Source organism: Roseateles oligotrophus, assembly GCF_025717515.1.
In the GTDB taxonomy this organism is placed as follows: Bacteria; Pseudomonadota; Gammaproteobacteria; order Burkholderiales; family Burkholderiaceae_C; genus Paucibacter_A; species Paucibacter_A oligotrophus.
This window is the reverse complement of record NZ_JAJIRN010000001.1, coordinates 60,964-87,678: the sequence shown is the minus strand read 5'-3', so window position 1 is coordinate 87,678 and position 26,715 is coordinate 60,964. Positions and strand designations below refer to the sequence as shown.

Below are 26,715 nucleotides of genomic sequence, written 5' to 3'. Positions count from 1 at the left end.
GCGCCCTGCCGGGATACGCCGTAGGAGAAAACGGCCAAATGAACCAGCCCAATCAAGACCGCGAAGCCACCTGAACCGGGAGGAATTCAATAAACTGTACACAACAACAGTATCCAGGTGAGCCCATGAGTCGACAGAACATCGAAGCGATTGAGCAGCAACTCATCCGATTGAAAAACCGACGTGCGCAACTCCTCGCGCGCGAGTCTGATGCGGCGCGAAAACGCAGAACTCGGCAGGCCGTGATCATCGGCACTTGGATCATGACGAACAAGCCGGAGCTGGCTACCGCGATCGCGCGAAAGCTGCCCCGCGAACAGGACCGAGCGACCTTCGGGTTCGCGACGGCAAAAGGCAATAGTCCCACACCCATGAAGGTGGACATACTCTTGCCCCTTGAGCTGCCAATCGCAAGTTGCAACACGGACTAGTGGTTTGATTGCAAGTTAGCTATGACGAAAATAGACAGACCAAAAAGAGAAAAACCATTCAAATTCAATGGCCTACAGATTTTTCTATTTGCGTCCGACCTGTTTGCGGTGATCCAGATACACCCTATGGGCAATCACAACTCCTTCAGAGCTCGTCTGGCGGCGTGTGCGGCCAATGCCGAGCGGGCAATATCCCCGCACAATGCCAATCGGGTGTTTCGTTCAGTTCGTCCTACATCGACATCAAGAACCTCATCACTTGCACGATACCTTTCACTCAAGTACCGACATGCTTTTGGACTGGCCTGCAGAAGTGAGGCCAGCCGGTCCATGACGCCATACCACCGATCCACTGCATGGAGTGAATTTTGCGCCTTACTGAAGATCGTTAAACCTCATGCGCAAATTCGCGTTATGCCAAAGTTGGCCTCGCTTGCTGTTACGTTAGGGTCGCCGGGCGAGCCGTGCTCCGATGAAGTCGCATAACGCAGCGAAGGCCACACAAAGTAGCACGGCAACAAGGTGATAGCCGCCTTGCAGCCAATGGCTGCTCGACACGCCAACCGCCATCGTGCACCAACGAGCGGCGCGAATATGGTCCATGTTCGCCGCCATCATGCGCAAAAGCCAATAGATGGGCGCTTTGGCCCTGCGTCTGAAACATCACCGGGCCCAACAGTCCATCGGGATGCCAGCGCAGCCTGTCCGCAGGCCCGCCTCACGAGCCCACGCATCGCTCTCGGGGCACTAGTTGCCAGCTTTGAGACCGCATCTTCTGTAAGCTTGAATTTTGCTAAAGTGGGCTCTTCTTCAGAGAGCTTTCGCATGACCGACCGCACTACTCGAGTGGCCTGACTGGCAGAAGGCAACTTGACGTCAAATACATAAAGCCGGCTCAGAATTGGTGCGGGCAACAGATGGCACTCATTTGTCGTGGCAACCCAAGTGACGGCCGACGCGTCGACAGCAAGGCTCGGCACCGATAAGTCGCGAAAAGTCCGCGCTGCCGGCCGTTCAAGCAATTGATAGAGCGGCCCGATGGGTGAAAACCGCTCGCCACTCGATGTAGGCGCCTTGTCAAGCTCGTCGAGAAGTACGAGCGGGTTGGCATAGTAGCCATTGATTAGGGCTTCGAAAATCAACCCTGGTCGCGAATTAGACCAAGTAGTAGCAGACCCGCCAATTTGCGAACCACTTTCCGCCGTACTCATCTGCATCCGCTCGAAGCCGCCCGCGATGACTGATGCCAGTTGCTCGGCAAAAATGGACTTGCCAGTTCCCGGTGATCCGTCAAAAACAAGCGCATCGAGGCGAATGACTCCGTCGCCGAGCTCAGCCAACGAGGCCATTGATCGAACATAGTCAAGTACATCGCCGAAGTTCGGAAATGCGCCTTCGAGTTCGTCGATATCCGTGCGCCATGAGGACGGAAGACGCCGGAGGCGGCGGAATCGCCCGCCGGGAACACCCAGTTTTTGGAGCAAGTTCGCGTTGCGCCGCAGGATGTCTTCACTTCCAAATTGCAGTTCTACCGACTTAGCCAACTCATGAATGGCGTCGTGGCTGCAAATCGCTTGCACCGGATCGCACCCTCGATCCAGGGTGCAGCCGATTTTGAGGTCTTCATCGACGTCGCGGGTGTCCAGAATGGACTCTCTCCACAAGAACTCAGAAGTGAACGGCAGATTCATCTGCTTCCACCCAGCCTCATCTGAAATGCAGTCAGCTGGTTGCTGCTCTTCAGCGCTAATAAATGTCTGGTTCATCATGCGATCCTGTTGAATGCGCAGCCGTACCCAACCACCAATGGTGGGTATCGTGCGCTACAAGATCGCGACCGACGAGTCGCAAACGTGATCTCAAAGTGGCCGGGGCCAGATTTGGACCAATGAAAATATATAGGCTACTGTAGAGCCAAGGTGGGCGCTGGGCCAAGCAATCGTTGTGTCCTTGGCGCATCGAAGTTGGCCGCCTGTTGCGCAGAAACAGCGTCAGCACGTCAGCACATTTGACGCAGGGGCTGCAACGGACATTGAGGTTCGCGCATCCTTATCAATCCCCACCCCAAAATCCAAAGACTGACAGTTTGGGATTTGGCATAACCATCAGGTTGAACATGTCGAATGCTCTCAGCATCAGTCGTTCAACTCGCTGCAATCTATGAGCGCTTGGAATGCCGCGAGCCAATCGGCTTGCGATGGCTCTGGGCGCTGGCGAACTGACGGCTCAGCTCCGAGAATCGAGCATCCGAAGAGGCGGCCTGGCTTACAAGGGCTTGCACTTCGAGTCGCAGCGCTCGCTCACACTGCCAAGCCTCAGCAAGTTCTACCCGCAAGCTAGCAAGTTCCTTGCGTAACGCGCTTTCGCGCTCGCCGGCCTCGTCGGCACGCTGCTGCTGTGCCGTCGCGTTTTCAGCCGCAACAGCCGCTACTTCACGGGCTTTAGCTAGGTCTACGTTCGCGGCCTGAAGCGATTGATCTCGATCTTGCAACAACTTTTCCAGCCGCGGCAGTGACTCCAGGAGCATCGTTGCGCGCACAAGCTGCCGGCGCAAGTCTTCAGCTGCTGCACGCTCGGACATAGCCTCAGAACGGGACTCGGCAATGGCTTCTGCCGAGTCGGAACGCAGCGTCTCAAGTTCTGCCACAAGGGCCTCTAGGCGACCATGCTGCTGCTGAAGCTGCCTACTTGCACCATCCAACTCCGCTTGCTTCTCACGCAACTGGGCCTCCATGCTGCCGCTGCTTTGCGCCAACAAGGCGGCGTTGTCCTCCATCTCCCGCAGTTGGGCCTCGACGGCAGCGGTGGCCTGCGAAGCCACATTGCGGATCTGGCGTGCGATGGAGTCAACGACGGATTGATCCAGCTCGACTGGAGTAGATGCCACGGATTGCCGGGTCATCTTCCAGGCGCCAAGCAGAGGGCCGATGTGGTTCGGTGATCCTCCACCTAGACGAGCGATTACGCGCCGGATACTTGGAACAGCGCCCTCCTGCTCGATTGCAGTTGCGGCATCAGCGACCTGGTGGGCCGTGGTCGGTGCTTTAGTCATTTGGGACTCCATGAGGTCGAGTAGTTGCAATCGTTCAAGATGCCGAGATATCTTCCCGGTCGGATAGCGCTATTCGCGCTATCGCTGGATGAGGTGCTATCCGCTATTCCTACGGCGGCAGAGAACAGCAACTGAATGGCTTTGTCTTTTGTCCATCACCATCCGGCTACCTCACTGAGCGCCAGGTGCGCAGCACACAGAGTGCGGCTCGCGTACTGCCCGTGCGACTCATGCCCGGGCGGCATGCCGTGGCGGCGGCGGCCCGCAGCCTTTGCAGTGAGTTCGAGAATGAGCTCATCATCGGACCGGCGGCTCTTGCGTGTAAGCTGGTGCATCACCCAGCCGAACTCCACGCTACTCTGATCAGGTTCGTTAGCTGGCTTCAACTGTCCTGAGCCTTGTCGATCGACTGAAGTGGCGGATGCAGCATTCATTCCATCTGCTTCCCGACCCGCGCCAATGAGTGCGTCTACCTGGGCGGCAGTCGGCATCAAAGGCTTCTGCAGCGCGCCCAGACGTGCGACAAATGCTTCACTGAGTTCCGGCTTGCGGTTGACCGAACCCGGGAAGCGGCGAAGCTGGCTGCCAGAAACTGCTCCCGGGTCCCCTTCAAGCATCGACCGTAGGGCGCGCTGGGCAAACAATCGTTCCTGCGGGGAAAGGGGCCGTTGGGCGACCATCGTTACCTGCAGATTGTTGGGCGCCGTTTCAATCACAGCTCCAGGCCAGGGCAAACGAGACAGATTGGCTGGATCGACGTCATCAATCAGCAGCACAGGATGCTCGGCGGATCGGAGTCGAAATGTCAGCTCGACACCATCGCCTACAGCGCGTAGGGCTGCATGAATTGCAGACGCCTTGAGCCCCTCTGTCGTGATCGTTTCGCCAATGCCTGGGGGCGTAAACGTGCCCCCTCTCTTTCCATCGATCTTGCGGCGCTGCCCGCGGATCTCGAACATCGGCTCGTGGTCGGCAAGCCTGCAACTGTCGATGAGCCAATCGAAATAACGATCAACATCAGCGGCCACGCTTTCTTGCTTCAATGTGGGAAGATGCGGAAGACAAGGCCTCGCGGAAGGCGCCTGAAGTTGTGCCCGCCGTACCTCGATGGTCGATCCGTCCGCAGCTACCGACATGTCGTCCCATGCGCGAGGGAACATCAACTTGGGGCCTTTATGCGCCGAGGGCCTGGCCGCTTCGGCAAGCAGCAGAGGGTGCAAGAAGTACCGAAGCGGTGGATTCCTACCCAGAATTGACGTCAGCTGGCACTTGCGCCGGACGAGATTCAAGGCAAGAGCTTGCCCTACGGCATTCTGAGTCGACCGCTTTTGCTTGAACGCGCGTTTTGCAATTTCCTCGATGAAGATCGGAGCACCCGAATCAACGTCGCTAGCGAGGCTTGCACCAAGGACGCGAAGCACTGCGCCAATGCCCTGCGACAGGCTCGTCAACGTTTCATGTCCTTCGTCATCGACGCGCCTGATGCGGATACGCGTCATCGCCTTGTCCAGCCCCCTCATGGACACACCCGACGGCTGGAGAGGTCAACACCCAGAATCCGTTCGGCGTCCTCAAGCATCCATACCAGGCGGCCGTGCACACGAAACGCCCGAATCGGGGAGGAGCCGTAGCAAAACCAGCGCCGCAAGGTCTGCGGCCGCCGGCCGAGCAGCTTAGCCATCTCAACTGTCGAGAGCCCGACACGGCCATCAAATCGATCATCCAAAGACATAGCGCACCTTTCATGAATGCGCGCCGCCGGATGTTGCGTGGCGCGCTTCGTTGTTGAAGTGCACTCACTTTTTTCTATGACGTATCCGTCAGGTCAAGCGTTGGAGCTGGATCTAGTCTCCATCGAGGAAACATGACTGCACCACTGACGTACGTCAGTCGAGTGACGCCTTAAGGGTGCCAGGAGGCTGGACCTCTCTTGTTGAATTTCTTCCAAGCTTGGCGCAGTTGGTTTCGAACTGTTGTGCGCGTTCGACCATCGGCTTTACAAAGCGCTGAAAGGGCATTGCCGCGTACTAGATCCCCCTTGCTATCGAACTCCCCTTTCAGCGCGACAAACGCGTCCAGCAGAGCCTTCTGACGCCCGTCAGCCGTAGGCAGACTTCGCCAGTGAGCTATCTCCGCAGTATCGTCTCGGCTGACATTGATCCCGAGGCGGATCACGAACTTCTCGAGGTCCTCAAGCGTCAGCACATCGGTGGGGCGGCTCGGTCGCGCAATAGGCACGCCTGACTCCGCACCTCTGGGGCGCACCATGCCGTCGTCGATACATCGACCAAGGTAAGCCGCGTACTCGGTCTCGATCTCCAGCAAGCGCCGGTAGTTGGTGCTTCCGAACGTCGAGTAGCCGACCTCGAGTTCAAAGTCTTCCGGGGGCGGCGGCCCAAACTCCTTAAATGCACGCCTATAGGGCTCGAATGCATCGCTCCCGATGGGAAGACTCAAGGGGTCAAGCTTGGCCATCTGCCAGGCACGAAGCAGATTCTCTTGATCGCGCAACGTCAGCGAGTCAGTCCAATCTTCAGAACCCAGTCGAACTACTTTGCCAAGTTCCGACACGCATTCACTCTCGTCCAAGGGCGAGCGGCGATGCGCCTCGCCAACGACAACCATTGCAATCCTCAGCGGCAACGAGCCGATAGGAAAGCTGATTTCAGTCGGTCGGATCTGGAGAACCCGAGTCCCTTCAGCGCTGCTTTGATGCAGGGGCAGGCTATCGTTCGCCGTCTTTGACACCATGCGATCCCGATGAAAGCGTTGAAGCGTGTTGCATAAAATTGCCTACATGGTGCCTACATGAGACCCAAAAAGCACCCGCCTCAAAACCCAAGAGTCATCGCAAACCCGCATGGATAATGGTAGGCCGTATAGGACTTGAACCTATGACCAAAGGATTATGAGTCCTCTGCTCTAACCAACTGAGCTAACGGCCCCCAGGGGGTACTTTCACTTCCACCGCAGCGGCGGAAGCGCGCGATTGTATAGGAGGGCAGAAAGGCCGTGACGGCCTCCCCTACTTCTGCGACAGCGCCTGGCTGATCATGCGGGAGGTGATGTCAACAATCTGAATCATCCTGTCATAGGCCATCCGAGTCGGCCCGATGACGCCCAAGGTGCCGACGACCTGCCCATTGACCTCATAGGGCGCCGAGACGATTGAAAGCTCCTCAAAAGGCACGACCTGGCTCTCGCCGCCGATATAGATGCGCACACCCTCGGCGCGGCTGGACACATCCAACAGGCGCATCAGCTGCGTCTTTTGTTCGAACACATCGAACAGGCGTCGCAGGCTGCCCATATCGTTACCGAAATCCTGCACGGTGAGCAGATTTCGCTCGCCCGAGATCACCACCCGCTCCTCCTCATCGGCCATCGCCTCGGTGCCGGCCTGCACGGCCGCGCTCATCAGGCCGGCGATTTCGCCGCGCAACTCGTCCACCTCGCTCTTCAAGCGCTCACGCACCGCCTCCAGACTCAGGCCCGCGTAATGCGCATTGAGTCGGTTGCTGGCCTCGGCCAATTCGGTCTGGCTGAGGTCTTGGGCGGTAAAGATGACGCGGTTCTGCACGTCGCCATCGGGAGACACCAAAATCACCAATACGCGCCTATCGCCCAGCCGCAAGAACTCGATGTGATGGAACACGCCGGGCTTGCGCGGCGCCGTCACCACACCGACAAAATTGGACAGGCTGGACAGCAGATGCGCGGCGCTGGCGATGACGCGCTGCGGTTGATCGGGCTGCAGATGGGTGTCGATGGGCTTGGCATCTGCGCCCAGCAAGGCCGGTTGCGCGGTCAACATGGTGTCGACAAAAAGGCGGTAGCCGCGCGCGGTCGGTATACGCCCGGCGCTGGTGTGGGGGCTGGCAATCAGGCCCAGTTCCTCCAGGTCGGCCATCACATTGCGTATCGTGGCCGGGCTCAGCTCCAGACCGGACGCTTTGGAAAGCGTGCGGGAACCGATGGGCTGGCCGTCCGCAATATAGCGCTCGACCAGGGTTTTCAGCAGTGATTTGGATCGCTCGTCAAGCATGCGTCCCATTGTAAGGAAGGCCGGTGCGAACACCACACGGGCTTCCCCGTAACGTCATAGTGCTGTGGTGTAATTCTTCGCTATGGCCAAACATTTCCAGCATGTGGCAATTGTGGGCAAGCATCAAGCCCCTGGTATTCGCCCGATTCTTGAAGAAATTGCCGAGTTCGTCACTCGGCAAGGCCTTGACGTCTCTCTTCAACACGAGACCGCGCTGAATACCGGCATCACCAGTTATGACGCCCTGTCGAACGAGCAGTTAGGTGAGCGCTGCGACTTGGCCATCGTCGTCGGTGGCGACGGCACGATGCTGGGTTTCGCGCGCGAAATGGCCAGACATGGCACCCCGCTGGTCGGCATCAACCAGGGCCGCCTCGGCTTCATCACCGACATCTCGATGGAGAAATTCCGTGAGGCGCTGGCTCCCATCCTGGCCGGCGATTACGAGAAGGAGCATCGCACCATGCTGGAGGGCGCGGTCTGGCGCGACGAACAGAATATTTTTGAGGGCCTGGCCCTGAATGATGTGGTGGTCAGTCGCGGTGCCACCGCCAGCATGGTCGAGTTGCGCATCGATGTGGGCGAGGAATTCGTCGCCAATCTGCGCGCCGACGGCGTGATCGTCGCCTCGCCGACCGGCTCCACCGCCTATTCGCTATCGGCCGGAGGGCCGATTCTGCATCCGAGCATTGCCGGCTGGCTGCTGGTGCCGATTGCGTCGCACACCTTGTCCAACCGCCCTATCGTGCTGCCCGACACCGGCGTTGTGACGATGGAGATCGTTGCCGGCCGCGACGCCAGCGTCAACTTCGATATGCAAAGCCTGGCCAGCCTGCTGCACGGTGACCGCATCACCGTGCGCCGTTCGGCCCACAAGGTTTGCTTTTTGCACCCCAAGGGCTGGAGCTATTACGCCACCCTGCGCCGCAAGCTACGCTGGTACGAGGGCGTGAGCTGATGCTGCGCCGCCTGAGCCTGCGCGATTTCGTCATCGTGCCCGAATTGGAGCTGGATTTCAGCGCCGGTTTCTCAGTCTTGACCGGCGAGACTGGCGCCGGCAAATCGATCCTGGTTGATGCGCTGCAACTCGCGCTGGGTAGCCGCGGTGACGCGGGCGTGGTGCGCGAAGGTGCGACGCGCGCCGAAATTTCGGCCGAGTTTGATCGCCCAGAACATCTGAGCGCCTGGCTGGAAGAGGCCGGCTTTGACGCCGGCGACGGCAGCTTGCTGCTGCGCCGGGTGATCGATGCACAGGGCAAGAGCCGAGCCTGGATCAACGGCAGTTCGGCCACGGTCACGCAGTTGCGCGAGTTGGCCGACAGCCTGCTGGACATCCATGGCCAACATGCCTGGCAAGGCCTGACCCGTGCGCCCGCCGTGCGTGCGCTGCTGGACAACTTTGCGGGCCTGGACAGCAGCGCCCTGGAAGCCGCATTCGCCGCCTGGAAGCTGGCCAGTGACAAGCTCGCCGCCGCCGAGTCGCGCCAGGCTGACTTGTTACGTGAGCGTGAGCGCCTGGCTTGGCAGATTGGCGAAGTGGCGCGCCTTTCACCCGGCCTTGACGAGTGGGATGCATTGAATTCAGAGCATCAAAAACTGGCCCATGCAGCTTCGCTGCTGGATGCCGTGCGCGGCGCGCTGGAGGTGCTGACCGAGGACGAACCGAATGCGCAGGCGCAGACCGATAGCGCCTTGACGAGGCTGGAGAAGGTGCTTGATTACGACGCACAGCTGCTGCCGGCCGTCGAGGCCCTGCGCGGCGCGCAGGCGCAGCTGCAGGATGCGGGTCACACCCTCAGCGCCTATCTGCACGGCACCGAGCTGGAGCCGGCCCGTATGCAGGAGCTGGACGAGCGCATCTCCGCTTGGCTGACGCTGGCGCGCCGCTACCGCCGCCCGCCCGCCGAGTTGCCGCAGCTTTTGGGCCAATGGCAAGAAGAATTGCAAGCGCTGGATGCCGCCACCGACCTCGCCGCCTTGAACGCCGCCTTGCTCGGTGCACGCGCCGCCTTTGAGCAAGAGGCAACGCGCATCAGCCGCCAACGCAAGGCTGCCGCACCCAAGCTCGCGGCCGCAGTGACTCAGGCGATGCAGCAACTCGGCATGAGCGGCGGCCAGTTCGAGGTCAGCCTGTTGAGGCAAGAGCAACCGCAGAGTTTTGGCCTGGAGTCGGCGGAATTCCTGGTCGCCGGGCATGCCGGGAGCTCACCCCGCCCTTTGGCCAAGGTGGCCTCGGGCGGCGAGCTCTCGCGCATTGCGCTGGCGATTGCCGTCACCACCTGCCAGCAAGACCGCGGCGGCGTCGGCACCTTGATCTTTGACGAAATCGATGCCGGCGTCGGCGGCGCTGTGGCCGAGACCGTCGGCCGCTTGATGAAGCAACTGGGGCGCGAGCGCCAAGTGCTGGCCGTTACCCATTTGCCCCAGGTCGCCGCCTGTGCCGATCAGCATTTGGTCGTCGCCAAGGCCTTCGCGGGCGGCCAGACGCTCAGCACCGTACAGGCCGTGCTCGGCGAGACAAGAGTCGCAGAAATTGCCCGCATGCTGGGCGGCGAGCGGCTCTCTTCCACCAGCCTGGCGCACGCACAGGAGATGCTCGATCTCTCCGCCTCCCCGAACACCACCAGCGCAACACGCTCAAAGAAAGCCAAGTCATGACCAGCCAATCAGCCAAACCGGTTGACCCTGCAACGAAAAGCAATGTGGTGCTGGTAACCGGCATGTCCGGCGGCGGCAAGTCGGAGGCGATGCATGCGCTGGAAGACGCCGGCTTCTTCTGCGTTGACAACCTGCCGGCCGACCTGCTGCTGGACTTTTTGCGTCTTGAGCAACAGCGTGGCGAGCGCCGGGTCGCGATTGCGGTGGATGTGCGCAGCGCCGGATCCTTGCCTCTGCTGCTGCCCTTGTTCAAGCAATTGCGCGACGAAGGTGTGGCGATCCGCTCGATCTTCTTTGATGCGAATACCGAAACCTTGATGCGGCGTTTTTCGGAAACGCGCCGGCCCCATCCCTTGCGCCTCGATCAATCGCCGTCAAACAAGGACGACGGACACCGGGCGCTGCTGGAGGCGATCACGCTGGAGCGCGAACTGCTGGGCGCACTGCGGGTTGAATCGACGGTGCTGGACACCAGCCAGCTGCGCCCAGCCCAGTTGCGCGCCTGGGTGCGCGACCTGGTGGTGGTGGAAGGCAATTCGCTGACCCTGGTGTTCGAGTCGTTTGCCTTCAAGCACGGTGTGCCGAGCGACGCCGATTTTGTGTTTGATGTGCGCGTGCTGCCTAACCCCTATTACGACCGGGAGTTGCGACCTCTCAACGGCCGAGATAAGCCGGTCGCCGACTACCTCGAGGCGCAGCCGGAGGTTGGCCTGATGCTGAGCCAAATCGGCGCCTTCATGACCCAGTGGCTACCCAACTTTGCCGCGGATCAGCGCAGTTATTTGACCGTCGCTATCGGCTGCACCGGCGGTCAACACCGCTCGGTCTACCTGGTGGAGGCCTTGGCGCGCCAGTTCGCGCACCATGGTCAAGTGCTGAAACGGCACCGCGAGTTGGACGCGAAATAAACACCTCAGACCTGCGGCTGCTTTTCATCGCTCGAATAAAACAAGACCAATAGCGCCACGCTACCCAGCGGAGCCAGCAGCACCAAGGCCAGCATCCAGGGCAGCAAGCCGCGGCCACTGCGCCTCAAGGCCTGGCCCATAAAGACCCAATGGGCCATCAGCGCGGCGGCGATTCCGAGGCCAAGAAAGGTCAGCAATGCCGCCGAAGGCTCGCCGTCGACATTCGCCTCCGAGATCAAAAACCACAGGCAGCAAGCCGCCGCCATCAAGGCGACCAGCGCTGACTCAACGGCATTCTTGGTAGCGGCATTCATGCGTAGTGACTCATTCAGACGATCAGTTTTTTCAAAGGCGCCGGCAATGCGTAGTCGGCCAGCCGTTCACGTGCCACCCAGACTCCGCCGGGACCGGACTCAACCGAGCCGATGAGGACATCCGCGCGCCGGGTGTGCAGTATCCAATCAAAATGCGTCAAGGCATGCGCGATGCGCGGCATCACCTCAAGCTTGGCACCGAGTTTGTCGGCATCCAACTGCAGCGCCGCCTCATCGTCATAAAGCGGCAAACTCCACAGCCCGGCCCACACCCCGGTGGCGGGGCGCTGCTGCAGCAAGACCTGACCCTCGCGCTCCAGCCATAACCACCAGTTCTCGCGCCGGCCGCGCTTGAGTTTGCGGGTCTTGACGGGATAGCGCGTCGGCTCGCCTTCAATACGCCCGGCACATAGATCGGCCACCGGGCATAACAGGCATTGCGGCGAGCGGCTGCTACAAATGCTCGCACCCAGGTCCATCAGCCCTTGGGTGTAGGACTCGATAGCCTCGGCGGGCAATAGCTCGGTGGCAAAGGCCCAGAGCCGCTTTTCTTCGGCGCTGCTGGCCAGGTCGCCATCAAAAGCCAGCAAGCGCCCCAAGACCCGTTTGACATTGCCGTCCAGGATGGCCACCCGCTCGCCGAAACAAAACGCCGCCACCGCCGCAGCGGTCGAGCGGCCAATGCCGGGCAGGGTTTGCAGGCCTGCCGCGCTGCGCGGAAATTCGCCACCGTGAAGCGTCATCACCGCCTGCGCGCAGGCATGCAGATTGCGCGCCCGGCTGTAGTAGCCCAGGCCGGCCCACAGCGCCAGCACCTCGTCGAGCGAAGCCGCAGCGAGATCGCTGACCGCGGGGAAGCGCTCCAGAAATCGCTGGTAATAGCCGAGCACCGTCGTCACCTGCGTCTGCTGCAACATGATCTCGGAGAGCCAGACCCGGTAGGGGTCGCGGGTGTTTTGCCAGGGCAGTTCATGGCGGCCATGGCGGCGCTGCCAAGCGACCAGGGTCGGCGCAAATTGAAGCGGAACAACTATCGTTTTTGACATTGAGGGCAGAAGAATGTGGAGCGCTGGCCTTGCACGATGCGTTTGATCGGCGTGGCGCAAGTCAGGCAAGGCTGGCCCTCGCGGCCATAGACGCGAGCCTGCATTTGAAAGCTACCGGCGACGCCGTGAGCGTCCTTGAAATCACGCAAGGTCGTGCCGCCCGCCTCCAAGGCCTGAGCCAAGACCGCTCGCACCGCCTGAGCCAGACGTTCGGCGCGCGGGCGACTGAGCTTGGCCGCAGCCAGACGCGGATCGATGCCGGCCAGAAACAAGGCCTCGCAAGCGTAGATATTGCCCGCGCCGACGACGATGTCGCCGGCCAGCAAGGCCAGCTTGACGGCCACCCGGCGCCCGCTCAGACCCGCATGCAGATGAGTGCCGTCAAAGCGAAGGTCAAAGGGTTCCATTCCCAGCCCGCCGAGCAGCTTGGCGGCCGGATCGGCATCGATTGCCTCGGACCAAACCACCGCCCCGAAACGACGCGGGTCGGTCAGGCGCAGCAGGCCGCGGTCGGTCTGCAGATCGAAATGGTCATGCGCTCCGGCCGGCGCATCGGCGAGGCCGGGGCTAAATGCCAAGGAACCCGACATGCCCAGATGCAGCAGCAGCCCACCGCTCGCCTTGGGCCGCGACAGCGGCAACCACAAATACTTGCCCCGCCGGCTGACCGCACCGACGCGCGCGCCAAGCAGGCACTCGCTGGCCAAGCCCAGCGGCCAGCGCAGCGGCTTGCCCAAGCGTGCTTGCAACACGGTGGCGCCCTCGATGGCGGCGGCAAAACTGCGGCGGGTGACTTCGACTTCGGGGAGTTCGGGCATGGCTCGCATGATATCGGGGCAGAATGCTCACTCGCCCCTCCCCTCGCTCGCCGTGGGTCGGGGTTTGTATTTTTGTTGGAGCCTCCATGCCCGAGAAATTCCGCCGCAGCGTCGCCGGTGCCATAGCCATTGGCGCGTCGCTGCTGCTTGCCAGTTTGATTGTTCAGCACGCCGTGGCCGGCCCCGCAGCCGAGGCGCCGCCAAAGTCTTCCGCACCCTCGGCACCGATCAACTCGGAGATGGACGCGCCACTGTTCTACCAACTGCTGGTGGGCGAGTTGGAGCTGCACACCGGCCAGCCGGGCGTCGCCTATCAAGTATTGCTGGACGCGGCACGCCGAACCGCCGATGAGGAGCTGTTTCAACGCGTCATCAACATTGCCTTGCAGGCTCGGGCCGGTGACCAGGCGCTGATCGCCGCCAAAGCCTGGCGCGAATCGCAGCCGAAGTCGGCCGCCGCCCATCAGATGATGATCCAGTTGCTGGCCTTGTTGAACCGCCCTGCCGACGCGACCGAGCCACTGCGCTCCTTGCTCGCTATCAGCCCCGAGGCGCAGCGATCGGCGGTTTTGCTGACCCTGCCCCGGCTATTTCAGCGCGCCGCCGAACCCAAGCGGGTGCTGGCCGCCCTCGAGCCCGTGCTGCAGGCTGCCGCGCAGCAGTCCGAAACCAAATTAGCAGCCAAGTCCGTGCTGGCAAAGCTGGCGCTCGCGGCCGGCGACAGCAAGCGCGCAATGACGCTGACCGAAGAAGTGGCCGCCTTCGCCGCCGACTCGGACGAGGCGATTCAATTGGCCTTGGAGTTGTTGCCGCAGGAGCCGCGAGCCGAATTGCTGATCACCCAGCGCCTGCAAGCCAAGCCCGACAACCTTGCGTTGCAACTTGCCTATGGCCGCGCCTTGGCTCGCGCGCAACGGCCCGCCGAAGCCGCGCGTGAATTTCGAGCCATCACGCTTGCTTCGCCCGGCACCAGCAGCGCTTGGTTTGCGCTGGGCACGCTGGAGCTGGACCTGCGTCACGCGGACGCGGCGGATGCGGCGCTGCGCGAATATCTGAAGTTGCTCGACGGCCCCGTCACGGCCAATGCGGCAGCAGATGGCGAAGTCGATCCACAAGCCAGCGCTGAAGCACGTCAACAGACATGGTTATTGCTGGCCCAAGCGGCCGAGTTGCGCGGCGACTTCAAGGCGGCCGAAAACTGGCTGCTCAAGGTGGACTCGCCGCAACGGCAGCTGGAAGCCCAATTTCGGCGCGCTTCCTTGTTGGCCCGCCAGGGCAAGTTGAACGACGCGCGCAAGCTGCTGCAATCATTGCCGGAGGGCAGTCCCGAAGAATTGCGCTCCAAACTTCTGGCCGAGTCGCAGTTGCTGCGCGATGCGCAGGACTGGCAAGCCGCCCATGATGTGCTGGCACAGGCCAATGCGCGGCTGCCCAAGGACCCCGATCTCAAATACGAGCAAGCCATGATGGCGGAGAAACTCGGTCGACTCGAGGACATGGAAAGCTTGCTGAAAAGCGTGATCGCCATCAAACCCGATCACCATCACGCCTATAACGCGCTCGGTTACTCGCTCGCTGAGCGCAATCTGCGGCTGGAAGAAGCCAAGGCCTTGATCGCCAAAGCGCTCAGCTTTGTGCCCTCGGAGCCCTTTATCCTCGACAGCATGGGTTGGGTCGAGTTTCGTCTGGGCAATAAGGTTGAAGCGCTGCGACTGCTGCGGCAGAGCTACGCGGCCCGGCCCGACGCCGAAATCGCTGCACATCTGGGTGAAGTGCTGTGGGTCAGCGGTCAGCGCAACGAGGCTCAACTGATCTGGAATGAAGGCCTGGCGCGCGACCCCAAGAACGAAGCGCTGCGCGAAGCCATCAAACGTCTGAAGGCGCAGCAATGAGACTCCTCGCGGCATTACTCTTGACCGGCGCGTCGCTATTGATGGCTGGCTGCGCCAGTTTGGCCCCCAAGCCCGCCAATATTGTTGCCGAAGGCGATGTGCGCATCAGCGGCAGACTCAGCGTGCAAGTCGCCGGCAGCAGCGGCCGCGCCTCGGGCGGCAACGCTGGCTTCGAGTTGAGCGGCAACCCTCGCGCCGGCCAACTGGAGCTGAGCACGCCATTGGGAAGTCTGGTCGCCCGCGCAAGTTGGGGGCCCGAGATAGCAACGCTGCAGACGCCAGAGGCCGAACGCAGCTTCGCCGATCTGGATGGCTTGACTCGCGAATTGCTGGGGGAGGCGATCCCTGTGGCCGCGCTGTTCGACTGGTTGCGCGGCCGCCCTTGGCCGCAGGTACACAACGAGCCCATGGCCGAAGGCCTCGGCTTCTCGCAACTCGGCTGGCAGATCGATCTGGCGCGCTTTCAAGAGGGCTTGATCATCGCCACCCGCAAGGCCGAACCCCTGGTCACGCTGCGCGCCCGCGTAGAACCCTAAGCAAATCCCCCAGCGATGCAAGCGATTTACGACATTCCCGCCCCGGCCAAGCTCAACCTCTTTTTGCATGTCGTCGGCAAGAGGCCCGATGGCTACCACCTCCTGCAGTCTGTTTTTACGCTGATCGATTGGGCCGACACGCTGCACTTCGAACGTCGCAGCGACGGGCTTTTGCGCCGCCACGACATTGGCGCCAGCCTGCCGCCCGACGATCTGTGCCTGAGGGCTGCACGCCTGCTGCAGGCGCAAAGTGCTTGCGACTTTGGTGTCGATATCCAGATTGAAAAGCGCCTGCCCGCGGGCGCGGGCATGGGCGGGGGCTCTTCTGATGCAGCCTCAACCCTGCTCGCCTTGAATCGTCTTTGGGGCTTGAACTGGCCGCTGTCGAAACTTTTAGCGCTGGGCCTGAAGCTAGGCGCCGACGTGCCGTTTTTTCTTGGCGGCAGCCACGCATTCGTCGAAGGCATCGGAGAAATCCTGCATCCGATCGACTTGCCGCCGTTGAGCTTTGCGGTGCTGAAACCGAGCCAAAGCATCTCCACGCAAGAAATATTTTCGAGCCCCCTCTTGGCAAGATCAAAAAACATGGCTATAGTAGCGGGCTTTCCTGCAAACAATTCTTCAGAAAAAACATCGGTCGGCTCGTCACTCAACGAGTCGAAAGAATTTGATGAAGTATTGAAGCTGGACGATGAAGGAATAGCAAAATTGATCGGCGGGTTTGGTCGCAACGACCTACAAAAACCAGCCGAAGCAAGTTGCCCCGGAGTTGTTCAAGCGCTGCATATATTGGAATCTGAATTCGGCAATAGTCGAATGACAGGCTCCGGTAGCGCAGTATTCGCGAGAGTTGATACTCCAACGAATGAGCAAGAAATAAATCTGTTAAATCAGATAATTTTTTCGAAGTTGCAGGGTTTACCTGCGGATTGGTCTGGTAGAATTTGCCGCAGCTTAGATAGCCACCCACTGCAAGGTTGGGCCGCTGACGAAAAGATAAGCTGAAGTAAATTCTTGGATTGATTTTCGAAGAAGATACTGAGAAGGACAGACAAGTTATAGGGTGCAGCAGCTCTGCTGTGTCCTGTGTAGGGGAGTCGCCAAGTTGGTTAAGGCAACGGATTTTGATTCCGTCATGCGAAGGTTCGAATCCTTCTTCCCCTGCCAAAATTTTTTGCGCTAAAGAAACACCCGGACACGCTGGCTGGCCACGGGTCCTTCTAAAAAGGATGGCTCGTGCTACTCAATACCGTCCTCTTCACCGGCAACGCAAACCCGGTTCTCTCCCAAGAAATTGCAACCCATCTGGGCCTCGACTTGGGCAAAGCCTTGGTCGGCCGCTTCTCCGATGGTGAAGTCACCGTCGAGATTCAGCAAAACGTCCGCGCTCGCGACGTCTTCGTCATTCAGCCGACCTGCTCGCCGACGAATGAGAACCTGATGGAATTGCTGATCATGGTTGATGCCCTGAAGCGCGCCAGCGCTCGCCGCATCACCGCCGTGATCCCTTACTACGGTTACGCCCGTCAAGATCGCCGCCCACGTTCGACCCGCGTGCCTATCAGCGCCAAGGTCGTGGCCGATCTGCTTGAAAAAGTCGGCGTCGAGCGCGTCTTGACGATGGACTTGCACGCCGACCAGATCCAGGGCTTCTTCAACATTCCGGTCGACAATATTTACGCCTCGCCGGTCTTGTTGTCTGACCTGAAGGCTCGCAATTATTCGAATCTGGTTGTCGTCAGCCCCGACGTTGGCGGCGTGGTGCGTGCCCGCGCCTTGGCCAAGCAACTCGGTTGCGATCTGGCCATCATCGACAAGCGCCGCCCGGCCGCCAATGTGTCCGAAGTGATGCATGTGATCGGCGAAATCGACGGCCGCAACTGCGTGATCATGGACGACATGATCGACACCGCAGGCACCCTGGTGAAAGCCGCCGAAGTGCTGAAGGATCGCGGCGCCAAAAGCGTCTACGCCTATTGCACCCACCCGATCCTGTCGGGCCCTGCAATCGAGCGCATCTCCAAGTCCATGCTTGACGAAGTGGTCATCAGCAACACGATTCCTCTGAACGACGCGGCCAAGGCCTGCGGCAAGATTCGCCAACTTTCGGTGGCCTTCTTGTTCGCCGAGACGATCCGCCGGATTTCGGACGGCGAGTCGGTCACATCTTTGTTTAGCGAGCAAAACAATAATTTCTGAACCCGGATCGAGGGCAACCTCGACTCCGGTTTGAAACGCGGTCGCAAGTCCGCACATCCCGAGCAGCCTGGTCGCGGGCGCTCAACACCATGAACACCCGCCAGGGTGTTCAGCCTTTTTGGAGTCACTATGAAATTCACAGCTTTTGACCGCAAGTTGCAGGGGACCGGAGCGAGCCGCCGCCTGCGAGTTGCTGGCCGCGTCCCAGGTATCGTGTTTGCCGCCGGCGAACCAGCGATGATCGAAATGGATCACAACGCACTGTTCCACGCCTTGAAGAAGGAAGCCTTCCACAGCACCATCCTCGAGATGGAACTGAACGGCGCCGTCTCGCAAGTGCTGTTGCGCGATTTCCAGATGCACCCGTACAAGCCGCAAGTTCTGCACGCAGACTTCCAGCGCGTTGACGACACAACCAAAATCACCAAGAAGGTGCCTTTGCACTTCGTGGGCGAAGAGACCTCGACCGCCGTCAAGATCGACTCTTGCACCGTCAACCACGTGATCACCGAATTGCTGATCACCTGCCTGGCCAAGCAATTGCCCGAGTTCATCGAAGTAAATCTGGCCGGCCTGACCAAGGGTCACTCGGTGCACGTCAATGACCTGACATTGCCAGCCGGCATCAAGGTCGTCACACATGGCAAGCCAAACCCAGTGGTTGCTACGCCGGTTGATCCAGCCGCCGAAGAAATCATCGTCGTTGCCGCAGCGCCTGTGGACGACGGCAAGAAGAAGAAGAAGAAGTAAGTAATTCCTCTTCCCTTACGCTTGCGAAAGGCCCTGCTCTGCGGGGCCTTTTTACATTCTCCGACCCAACAAATGAGCCGCCACGGCCATAAACTCGCAGCATGATTCGACTTTTTGTTGGCCTGGGCAATCCGGGCAGTGAATACGAGCACACTCGCCACAACGCGGGTTTCTGGTGGATTGATGCGCTGGCTCGCAAGCTCGGCGCTTCGCTGCAGGTCGAGCGCAATTACTACGGCCTATGTGCTCGCGTCAACAATGCGCCGGGCGCACCGGGGCCGATCTGGCTCTTGCAGCCGATGACCTTCATGAATCTGTCCGGCAAGTCGGTCGCGCCCTTGGCGCGCTTCTTCAAGATCGCGCCGGAAGAAATTCTGGCCATCCATGACGAGCTTGATCTGGAGCCGGGTCAAATGAAGTTCAAACAAGGCGGGGGCAACGGAGGCCACAACGGTTTGAAGGACATGCAGGCCCAACTGGGCTCGGCCAATTTCTGGCGCTTGCGTCTGGGCATCGGCCACCCCGGCCACAAAGACGAAGTCGCCGGCTATGTGCTGCGCAAGCCGCCATTGGCCGAACGGCAGTTGATCGAGGAATGCATAGACAAGTCAATGGAGTCGGTTGAACTCATGCTCTCGGGTCAGATGGACAAGGCCCTGACGAAAATTCACGCCAAGCCGCCACGGCCAAAGCCACCAAAGCCGGACGCAAAACCAGCCGCCGCCCTCAGCTCTCCGACCTTGACTGAAAGCAGTCCATGAAACTTGCACCTTGGTTTTTTCTGCCCGTTTTGATAACGACTTATGTCGATGCAGCTCTGGCACAAACCAAGACCCAGACCATCTCGATTTACCGCTGCGGCGCCGATGGCCGCGACTTGCGCGACTCGCCCTGCCCCGCACATCTGCCGGCCAGCGACTCGCAGCTGATATTCGATCAGCCCAGCGCCGGCCAGGCCCAAGCTAGCAAGGAAATTGCGGCGGCCGACGCCAAGCGCGCCGATGCCATGCAAAAGGCCAGACTCAAGCAAGAAGCCGAGGCGCGGCATCTCAACGGCAAGGTTGCGGGCATAGACGGGCTGAAAACAAGCGGGCAAGCGGCCAGCGCCCCAACAGCCAAGCCGCCTGTGACGACGCAGTCACCCAAGCCGCCAAAGCCACCCAAACCGCCCAAGAGTCCCAAACATCCAAAAGCTGCCGAGCCCTCCGCTGCGCCCGGTTAGAATCCCCCGCTGTTGGTGCTCGCGCAGTCATTCATGCCTGTGCAGTTAAACGGGAATCAGAACGGCAACGCTCCCACGGAGCAAGCCCAACCTGAGCTGTCCCCGCAACGGTAAGTGGACGGAACGCAGCGGCGTTCCAAGGCCTGTCATCGCTCCACTGGTGCTTTTCAAGCGCTGGGAAGGACACAGGCGTCGCCTCCACCAGCCCGGATACCGGCCAACAACGTGGAGAGCCTCGGCCATTTTTATGGGCGCGGCATTCCGTTCCTCAGACCCTCAGCGGGTGAGCTGATGTCTGGTTGTTTTTTGCGCCCTATCCCTGATGACTTCTACTGCTCGGCGTCTTGCACGCCCCTCCTTTCACGCGACCTCGTACGTGAGGACTCCCTTCGCCTTGGCGGCAATTTCCGGCCTCTTGCACTGCACGGTTCTGGCGCAAACGGTGCCAGCGCCCAACAAGCTCGAACCGATCGTGGTTTCGGCCACCCGCACCGCCAGCCGGGTCGACCAGTTGGTCGCCGACGTCACGGTTTTGTCGCGTAGCGACATCGAAAAAAGCGAAGGCCGCACGCTGGTCGAGTTGCTGTCGCAGCAGCCAGGCATCCAGTTCTCCAGCAATGGCGGTCTGGGCAAGAGTGCCTCGCTGTTTATTCGCGGCCTCGAGGCCCGCCATACCCTACTCTTGATTGACGGCGTGCGCGTCAGCTCGGCCACCTTGGGCACCCCCTCGCTCGACAATTTGCCGATGGAAATCATCGACCGCATCGAAATCGTGCGCGGCCCGATGTCGGCGCTTTACGGCAGCAATGCGATGGGCGGAGTGATCCAGATCTTTACGCGCAGCGGCCGCGCCGGCTTGCACCCCAACGCCAGCGTGATGGCCGGCAGCAATGCCTACGGCAAATTGTCCGGCGGCGTGGCCTATGGCCATGAAGGCCTGGATATCGCCGTGCAGTTGCAGCGCACCGTGACAGGCGGCTTTTCGACCACCAATGACACCGCCCAGTTCGGCAATTACAACCCCGACAAGGACGGCTTCCGCCAGACCGGCGGCAGCCTGAACCTTGGCCTTCAGCTGGCTAAAAATTGGCGCCTCGAAGCGCTCGCCATCAGCTCCAGCGGCAACTCGGCATTCGACGATGGCGCCAAGGTTGACTCCCGCGCCAAGCTCTCGAACGGCCTGCAAAGCCTGCGCCTGCAGGGTCAAATGACCCAGTCATGGCTGAGCAAACTGTCCGCATCAAAGTCGGTCGACAAATACGACACGCTGTCCAGCGCCAGCCAATTCACCCAACTCGGTGCGATCGAAACCGATCAGACCCAGCTGAGCTGGGAGAACACCATCGACACCCCTATCGGCACGGCGCTGGCGCTGCTCGAACGTCTGGAGCAAAAAGTCAGCCGTCCGGGCGATGCCTTCAGCGTCAGTGATCGCAGCATCAACGGCATCGGCCTGGGCCTCAACGGCAGCAGCGGCGACCACAGCTGGCAGGCCAGCCTGCGCATGGATGACAACTCGCAATTCGGCAAGCAAAATACCGGCGCCCTGGGTTGGGGCTATACCTTGACCTCGACGCTGCGCCTGGGCGCCAGCTACGGCACCAGCTTCACCGCGCCCAGCTTCAACCAGCTCTACTACCCAGGTTTTGGCAACCCCACGCTGCTGCCCGAAGACGGCAAACATGCCGAGCTGAGCCTGCGTTGGAAGCAAGGCGCACAAAGTCTCAAAGCGGCCCTGTTTGACAACCGTTACCGCAACTTCATTTCCAGCGGCCCGGCACCCAGCAACACGCCACGCGCGCGCTCGGAAGGCATCTCGCTGGCCTACGAGATCAGCTTGCAAACCGTCAAATTGAGCGCATCGCTGGATCATGTCAACCCGCACAACGCCACCGACGGCGTCGCAACGAGCGGCAACTTGCTGCCGCGCCGCGCCAAAGACAGCTTCAAGCTGCAAGGCGACTGGGAACTCGGCAAGCTCAATCTGGGCGCGTCCTTGAACAGCTTCTCGCATCGTTTTGATGATGCAGCGAACAAGTACAAGCTGGCCGGCTACGCCACACTCGATCTGCGCAGCGACTGGGAGTTCTCACCCGCCTGGAGCATGAACGCACGCCTGAATAACGTGGCCGACAAGCACTATGAAACCGCACGCGGCTTCAATCAGCCTGGGCGCGAGTTCTACCTCGGCCTGCGCTACGAGCCACAGTAAGCAGCAAGTAAGCGAGCGAGCGCCATGGCACAGCATCATTTGATCGTCGGTGGCCAACGCAGCGGAAAGTCTCGCCAGGCCGAACGGCTGGCCTTGGCGTGGCAGGCTGCGGCGGCGGATCACCAAGTGTGTGTGGTGGCAACCGCCTTGGCGCTGGACAGCGAGATGCAAGCCCGCATCGCGCGCCACCAGCAATACCGGCCCGCCGGTTTCGCCACGGTGGAGTCGCCCTTGCTGCTGGCCGCGGCCTTGCTAGCTAACGCCGCTCCCAATCGGCTCTTGCTGGTCGACTGCCTGACCTTGTGGCTGACAAACTGGCTGATGCCAATGTCGGGGCCGCCCGATCTGGCCGGCTGGGAGGCCGAGCTGCAAGCGCTGCTGGATGCCTTGCCAAAGCTCGCTTCGCCGGTGCTGTTTGTCTCGAACGAAGTCGGCTGGGGCGTCTCGCCGATGTCCAGCGAGGCGCGCTTTTATGTCGACGAGTTGGGCCGTTTGAATCAGCAGGTGGCCCAGCGCTGTCAAGACCTGACCCTGATGGTGGCCGGCCAGGCCTGGACCCGGCCGGTCGAGCAAGGACGAAAACCATGAACAAGATCATCACAACCGCCCTGCTCGCTGCTGCCGCGTTGGGCGCCAGCGCAACCGCTGCAGCCGCGCCCATCAAAATCGTCGACGACGCCGGCCACACGCTGCAATTGAGCGAACCGCCGCGCCGCATCGTCACGCTGCTGCCCTCTCTGACCGAAACGGTCTGCGCGCTCGGCGCATGCGATCGGCTGGTCGGCGTGGACCGCTATTCCAACTACCCCGAGTCCGTCAACAAGCTACCCAAGCTGGGCGGTCTGGATGACACACAGGTTGAAACCGTTGTGTCGCTGAGGCCCGATGTGGTGATCGTGGCGCCGTCTTCGCGGGTGCAAGACCGGCTCGCCAGCTTGGGCCTCAAAGTGCTGGTGCTGGAGACACGCAGCCAAGAAGACGTCAGGCGCGTGCTCGGCAAGATCGGTGAGTTGCTGGCCGTCGCCGAGCCGCAAAAGGTCTGGCTGAACATCGATGCGGCGATCAGCCAAGCCGCCGCCAGCATCCCCCCCGAGGTCAAGGGCATGAGCATCTATTACGAGGTCGACAGCGCGCCCTTTGCGGCCGGCGAATCCTCCTTCATTGGCGAGACCTTGGTACGACTGGGTGTCAAAAACATCGTCGGCAAGGAACTCGGCCCATTCCCGAAACTGAACCCCGAATTCATCGTCCGCGCCGATCCGCAGATCATCATGGTGGCCCAGCGCAGCGCCGTCAATCTGCCCAGCCGCCCGGGCTGGGCCGGCATCCGCGCGCTGCGCGAGCAGCGCCTGTGCGTGTTCCCGAAAGAAGAGTCCGAGGTGATGGGTCGCCCCGGCCCCCGCATGGGCGAAGCCGCCGGCTGGATGGCGCGCTGCCTGCGCGGACTGACCCCCGGTGCTAGCAAGCCCAAGACCAATACCAAACCATGAATCGCAGCAGCAAGCCGCTGACCCTGTTGCTGGCGCTCACGCTGATCAGCAGCGCACTCGTGCTGCTCGGCGTGGCGGTCGGCAGCACCGGCTTCGGCCTGAGCTGGCTGGACGGCGGCGATGCGATTCAGCAGCAAATCCTCTGGCAAATTCGCCTGCCTCGCTCCAGTGGCGCCTGGGTGGCCGGCGCTTTGCTGGGCCTGGCCGGTGCGGTGGCGCAAGGTCTTTTTCGCAATGCCTTGGCCGATCCCTATCTGCTCGGCGCCTCCTCCGGCGCGGGCCTGGGCGTGGCCCTGCTCTTGGTGCTGGCCGGCACCTCGCCGGCCGCCGCCTCGCTGTGGCTGCGCATCGGCCTGACCGGTGCGGCCTTTTTTGGCGCGGTCGGCGCGGTGCTCTTGACCTTGGTGTTAGCACGCGGGGTTGAGCAAACCATGCGTTTGCTGCTGGCTGGCGTCATCGTCGGCGTGGTGCTGGGTTCGGCAACCACCTTGATGATCATGCTGGCGCCCGACATCATGCGGCCTATGCAGGCCTTTGTGATGGGCAGCACCGGGTTTTTGGGGTGGAACAGCGTCTTGATCATGGCGCCTTTGCTGCTGCTCTGCCTGCTCGCCGCCTTGGGCTGCAGTCGTGCGCTCGACGCGATGACGCTGGGCGAATCGACCGCAGCCTCGCTGGGCGTGCGCCTGCAGACGATACGCCTGCTCTTGATCGGCGTGCTGGCCCTGGCGACCGGTGCTGCGGTGGCGCAAGCCGGCTTGATCGGTTTTGTCGGCTTGGTTGCCCCTCACTTGGTGCGCAGCCGCCTGCATTGCACGCACAGCTGGTTGCTGCTGCTGTCGGCCTTGACCGGCGGAGCGCTGCTGCTGGCGGCCGACATCCTGGCCCGTTGGTTGGTGGCTCCGCAAGAGCTGCCGGTCGGCGTGGTCACCACCGTCTTGGGCGGCGCCTATCTGCTCTGGTTGATGCACCGCAAGCCGATGTTGGAAAGCCGAACATGAGCTCAATTTTGAAGCCCCAGATCGCCCTGCAAGCGCTGATCGAATCCGTCCATTTGCAGGGTCAGCCTATTTTGGGCGAAATCGCCCTGCAGCTGAAGATGAGCGAGTGGACCGCCATCGTCGGGCCCAACGGCGCCGGCAAGTCAACGCTCTTGCGCGCGATTGCCGGCCTGCTGCCCATGAAGGGCCGGGTGCAGTTATTGGGCCATGACTGGACCCAAATTCCCGCCCGCGAGCGTGCACGCCAACTGGCCTGGCTGGGTCAAAACGAAAGCAGCTCCGACGTCTTGAGTGCTTACGAAGTGGTGATGCTGGGCCGCCTGCCGCACCAAGCCTGGCTCGCGCCGCCAAGCAGCGCCGACCATGCCGCCGTCGTACAGGCGATGCAGCAGACACAGAGCTGGGACTGGCGCGACCGCCCGCTCGGCCGCCTATCGGGAGGCGAACGCCAGCGAGTGCTCTTGGCTCGAGCTTTGGCCGTGCAGGCCCAGGTGCTGTTGATGGACGAGCCGCTGGCCCACCTGGACCCACCCCATCAAGCCGACTGGTTAGCGCTGGTGCGCGAATTGGTGGCCTCGGGCGTGGCCGTGGTCAGCGTGCTGCACGAACTCAATATGGCCTTGCAGGCCGACAGCCTTGTGGTGATGGAGGCCGGCCGCGTCAGCAGTCACGGCGCGCCGCAGCGAGCCGACACCAGGGCTGCGCTGCAAGCGGTGTTCGATCACCGGCTGCATCTGGTCGAGGTGCAAGGTCAATGGCTGGCTCTGCCCGCAGCCCTGCTGCCGAGCAGCCAGGAGGCAAAACCCAATAACAATGTGCTGCCGCTGAAGCGGGCGAGCGAATGAATATGACGCAATGCAAAGCGCTGCTGATCAGCGCCCCCTCCTCCGGCTCGGGCAAGACCAGCGTCACCACGGCCATCGCCCGCTGGCATGCGAGGCGTGGCCTGAAGGTGCGCGTCTTCAAGACCGGGCCCGACTATCTGGACCCGATGGTTTTACAAAGAGCCAGTGGCCACGCCGTCTATCAGCTCGACCTCTTCATGGGTGGGCTGGCCCATTGCCGCGCCTTGCTCGCCGAGGCCGCGCAGGATGCCGACCTGATTCTGGTCGAGGGCGTGATGGGCCTGTTCGACGGAAAGCCCAGCAGCGCCGATCTGGCCGCCGCCTTTGGCCTGCCGGTGCTGGCGGTGATCGACGCGTCGGCGATGGCGCAGACCTTCGGCGCCTTGGCGCTGGGCCTGCAGAAATTCCGCAGCGATATCAAAGTATGCGGCGTGGTCGCCAACCGGGTCGGCAGTGCCGGCCATGGCGTGATGGTGGGCGAGGGCCTGCCGGACGATCTGCCGCTGATCGCCGCCCTGCCCCGCAACGCGGCCTTGACCTTGCCCGAGCGCCATCTGGGCCTAGTGCAGGCGATCGAGCTGCCGGGCCTGGACGAACTGCTGGATGGCTGGGCCGATGCCTGGGGCGCGGCGGTCAAGCCCGGTTTCGAGTTCGCGACCGTGCGCTTCGAGCCTCAAACCGCCTTCGCCACGCCGCCACTCTTGCTTGGGAAGCGCATTGCCGTCGCCCAAGACGCCGCCTTCAGCTTCATCTACCCGGCAAACTTGGATTGCCTGCGCAAGCTCGGCGCCGAGGTACTGAGCTTCTCGCCGCTGAAGGGTCAGGTCTTGCCCGACTGCGACGCCGTCTGGCTGCCGGGCGGCTACCCGGAGTTGCATGCCGAGGCGCTGCGCAAGCACCCGAGCTTTTTTGCCGACCTCCGCGAGCATCTGGCCGCAGGCAAACCCTTGCTGGCCGAATGCGGCGGCATGCTGTGTCTGGCCATCTCTCTGACCGATGGTGACGGCCACGTTCACCCGATGGCCGGCGTATTGCCGGGGCAAGCGGTGATGCAAAAGAAACTCTCGGCATTGGGTCTGCAAAGCATTGATTGGCCCGAAGGCAGCTTGCGCGGCCACACCTTTCACTATTCCAGCCTGGCCACGCCGCTGGCGCCGATCGCCATCGCCAGCAATCCCAATGCCGGCCGAGCTTGCGAGTCCCTTTATCAACAGGGCAGCCTGCGCGCCAGCTACATACACCATTACTTCCCTTCCAACCCGGCGGCGATTGCGGCCTTCTTCGCCGGCTGAACCG

25 protein-coding genes, 2 tRNA genes and 1 riboswitch are annotated in these 26,715 nt (G+C 61.5%); of the genes, 18 read left to right on the top strand and 9 right to left on the bottom strand.

The window, feature by feature from the left end; translation table 11 throughout:
• Nucleotides 1–125: 125 nt before the first annotated feature.
• On the top strand, nucleotides 126–431 hold the full coding sequence (locus tag LNV07_RS00480) for a hypothetical protein (RefSeq protein ID WP_263569219.1): 306 nt from the start codon (nucleotides 126–128) through the stop codon (nucleotides 429–431).
• Between the two features lie 614 nt (nucleotides 432–1,045).
• Here the strand turns inward: LNV07_RS00480 and LNV07_RS00475 are convergent.
• The 6 genes from LNV07_RS00475 to hrcA all read right to left on the bottom strand — a co-directional run bounded on the left by LNV07_RS00475 (nucleotide 1,046) and on the right by hrcA (nucleotide 7,528).
• Nucleotides 1,046–2,197 carry an AAA family ATPase gene (locus LNV07_RS00475; protein WP_263569218.1) on the bottom strand — a complete coding sequence of 384 codons (1,152 nt, stop codon included), beginning with the start codon at nucleotides 2,195–2,197 and terminating at the stop codon, nucleotides 1,046–1,048.
• A gap of 392 nt (nucleotides 2,198–2,589) precedes the next feature.
• Entirely contained in the window at nucleotides 2,590–3,483 is an 894-nt protein-coding gene (locus LNV07_RS00470) for a DNA-binding protein (RefSeq protein ID WP_263569217.1), read from the bottom strand.
• 155 nt (nucleotides 3,484–3,638) lie between these two features.
• Nucleotides 3,639–4,982, bottom strand: coding sequence for a RepB family DNA primase (locus LNV07_RS00465; RefSeq protein ID WP_263569216.1), 1,344 nt, complete (start codon nucleotides 4,980–4,982; stop codon nucleotides 3,639–3,641).
• Between the two features lie 403 nt (nucleotides 4,983–5,385).
• The gene (locus LNV07_RS00460) at nucleotides 5,386–6,234 is read right to left on the bottom strand and encodes a hypothetical protein (protein ID WP_263569215.1); all 849 of its coding nucleotides are present in this window, start codon (nucleotides 6,232–6,234) and stop codon (nucleotides 5,386–5,388) included.
• A gap of 117 nt (nucleotides 6,235–6,351) precedes the next feature.
• Nucleotides 6,352–6,428, bottom strand: a tRNA-Ile gene (locus LNV07_RS00455).
• 80 nt (nucleotides 6,429–6,508) lie between these two features.
• Nucleotides 6,509–7,528, bottom strand: coding sequence for a heat-inducible transcriptional repressor HrcA (gene hrcA / locus LNV07_RS00450; RefSeq protein ID WP_263569214.1), 1,020 nt, complete (start codon nucleotides 7,526–7,528; stop codon nucleotides 6,509–6,511).
• A gap of 82 nt (nucleotides 7,529–7,610) precedes the next feature.
• Between hrcA and LNV07_RS00445 the strand changes: the two genes are divergently transcribed.
• Genes LNV07_RS00445 through rapZ form a run of 3 tightly spaced genes read left to right on the top strand, consistent with a single transcriptional unit; the run spans nucleotide 7,611 to nucleotide 11,094 of the window.
• Complete coding sequence (locus LNV07_RS00445; RefSeq protein ID WP_263569213.1) at nucleotides 7,611–8,486, top strand: NAD kinase; 876 nt, start codon at nucleotides 7,611–7,613, stop codon at nucleotides 8,484–8,486.
• The gene (recN, locus tag LNV07_RS00440; protein ID WP_263569212.1) at nucleotides 8,486–10,186 is read left to right on the top strand and encodes a DNA repair protein RecN; all 1,701 of its coding nucleotides are present in this window, start codon (nucleotides 8,486–8,488) and stop codon (nucleotides 10,184–10,186) included. The genes LNV07_RS00445 and recN overlap by 1 nt, the downstream gene beginning before the upstream one ends.
• A complete protein-coding gene (gene rapZ, locus LNV07_RS00435; RefSeq protein ID WP_263569211.1) occupies nucleotides 10,183–11,094 on the top strand; it encodes an RNase adapter RapZ in 912 nt (303 codons plus the stop codon). Before recN ends, rapZ begins: the two co-directional genes overlap by 4 nt.
• Nucleotides 11,095–11,099: 5 nt before the next feature.
• Here the strand turns inward: rapZ and LNV07_RS00430 are convergent, their stop codons facing one another.
• Genes LNV07_RS00430 through mutM form a run of 3 tightly spaced genes read right to left on the bottom strand, consistent with a single transcriptional unit; the run spans nucleotide 11,100 to nucleotide 13,272 of the window.
• Entirely contained in the window at nucleotides 11,100–11,408 is a 309-nt protein-coding gene (locus LNV07_RS00430; protein WP_263569210.1) for a hypothetical protein, read from the bottom strand.
• Nucleotides 11,409–11,422: 14 nt separating this feature from the next.
• Nucleotides 11,423–12,454 (bottom strand): A/G-specific adenine glycosylase, encoded by a 1,032-nt coding sequence (gene mutY / locus LNV07_RS00425; protein ID WP_263569209.1) that lies wholly within the window; start codon nucleotides 12,452–12,454, stop codon nucleotides 11,423–11,425.
• Nucleotides 12,439–13,272: a bifunctional DNA-formamidopyrimidine glycosylase/DNA-(apurinic or apyrimidinic site) lyase gene (gene mutM, locus LNV07_RS00420; RefSeq protein WP_263569208.1), complete on the bottom strand. Its 834-nt coding sequence runs from the start codon at nucleotides 13,270–13,272 to the stop codon at nucleotides 12,439–12,441. Before mutM ends, mutY begins: the two co-directional genes overlap by 16 nt.
• Before the next feature lie 86 nt (nucleotides 13,273–13,358).
• Between mutM and LNV07_RS00415 the strand changes: the two genes are divergently transcribed.
• From LNV07_RS00415 to LNV07_RS00350, 14 genes are all read left to right on the top strand, one after another.
• Nucleotides 13,359–15,164, top strand: coding sequence for a tetratricopeptide repeat protein (locus LNV07_RS00415; protein ID WP_263569207.1), 1,806 nt, complete (start codon nucleotides 13,359–13,361; stop codon nucleotides 15,162–15,164).
• Nucleotides 15,161–15,700, top strand: a complete 540-nt coding sequence (locus LNV07_RS00410; RefSeq protein WP_263569206.1) for an outer membrane lipoprotein LolB — start codon at nucleotides 15,161–15,163, stop codon at nucleotides 15,698–15,700. The genes LNV07_RS00415 and LNV07_RS00410 overlap by 4 nt, the downstream gene beginning before the upstream one ends.
• 15 nt (nucleotides 15,701–15,715) lie before the next feature.
• Nucleotides 15,716–16,705, top strand: coding sequence for a 4-(cytidine 5'-diphospho)-2-C-methyl-D-erythritol kinase (gene ispE, locus LNV07_RS00405; protein ID WP_263569205.1), 990 nt, complete (start codon nucleotides 15,716–15,718; stop codon nucleotides 16,703–16,705).
• 85 nt (nucleotides 16,706–16,790) lie between these two features.
• Nucleotides 16,791–16,867, top strand: a tRNA-Gln gene (locus tag LNV07_RS00400).
• A 69-nt stretch (nucleotides 16,868–16,936) separates the two neighbouring features.
• Entirely contained in the window at nucleotides 16,937–17,899 is a 963-nt protein-coding gene (locus LNV07_RS00395) for a ribose-phosphate pyrophosphokinase (protein WP_263569204.1), read from the top strand.
• Nucleotides 17,900–18,028: 129 nt separating this feature from the next.
• On the top strand, nucleotides 18,029–18,649 hold the full coding sequence (locus LNV07_RS00390) for a 50S ribosomal protein L25/general stress protein Ctc (protein ID WP_263569203.1): 621 nt from the start codon (nucleotides 18,029–18,031) through the stop codon (nucleotides 18,647–18,649).
• A 101-nt stretch (nucleotides 18,650–18,750) separates the two neighbouring features.
• Complete coding sequence (pth, locus tag LNV07_RS00385; protein ID WP_263569202.1) at nucleotides 18,751–19,410, top strand: aminoacyl-tRNA hydrolase; 660 nt, start codon at nucleotides 18,751–18,753, stop codon at nucleotides 19,408–19,410.
• The gene (locus tag LNV07_RS00380; RefSeq protein ID WP_263569201.1) at nucleotides 19,407–19,871 is read left to right on the top strand and encodes a hypothetical protein; all 465 of its coding nucleotides are present in this window, start codon (nucleotides 19,407–19,409) and stop codon (nucleotides 19,869–19,871) included. Before pth ends, LNV07_RS00380 begins: the two co-directional genes overlap by 4 nt.
• A riboswitch (cobalamin riboswitch) is annotated at nucleotides 19,868–20,107 on the top strand. Its footprint overlaps the gene before it by 4 nt.
• Before the next feature lie 140 nt (nucleotides 20,108–20,247).
• Nucleotides 20,248–22,083: a TonB-dependent receptor domain-containing protein gene (locus tag LNV07_RS00375; protein WP_263569200.1), complete on the top strand. Its 1,836-nt coding sequence runs from the start codon at nucleotides 20,248–20,250 to the stop codon at nucleotides 22,081–22,083.
• Nucleotides 22,084–22,107: 24 nt separating this feature from the next.
• A complete protein-coding gene (gene cobU, locus LNV07_RS00370) occupies nucleotides 22,108–22,671 on the top strand; it encodes a bifunctional adenosylcobinamide kinase/adenosylcobinamide-phosphate guanylyltransferase (protein WP_263569199.1) in 564 nt (187 codons plus the stop codon).
• Nucleotides 22,668–23,573, top strand: a complete 906-nt coding sequence (locus LNV07_RS00365) for an ABC transporter substrate-binding protein (RefSeq protein WP_263569198.1) — start codon at nucleotides 22,668–22,670, stop codon at nucleotides 23,571–23,573. The genes cobU and LNV07_RS00365 overlap by 4 nt, the downstream gene beginning before the upstream one ends.
• Entirely contained in the window at nucleotides 23,570–24,574 is a 1,005-nt protein-coding gene (locus LNV07_RS00360) for a FecCD family ABC transporter permease (protein ID WP_263569197.1), read from the top strand. Before LNV07_RS00365 ends, LNV07_RS00360 begins: the two co-directional genes overlap by 4 nt.
• A complete protein-coding gene (locus LNV07_RS00355; RefSeq protein WP_263569196.1) occupies nucleotides 24,571–25,419 on the top strand; it encodes an ABC transporter ATP-binding protein in 849 nt (282 codons plus the stop codon). Before LNV07_RS00360 ends, LNV07_RS00355 begins: the two co-directional genes overlap by 4 nt.
• 2 nt (nucleotides 25,420–25,421) lie before the next feature.
• Nucleotides 25,422–26,711 (top strand): cobyrinate a,c-diamide synthase, encoded by a 1,290-nt coding sequence (locus LNV07_RS00350; RefSeq protein WP_263569195.1) that lies wholly within the window; start codon nucleotides 25,422–25,424, stop codon nucleotides 26,709–26,711.
• Nucleotides 26,712–26,715: the final 4 nt, after the last annotated feature.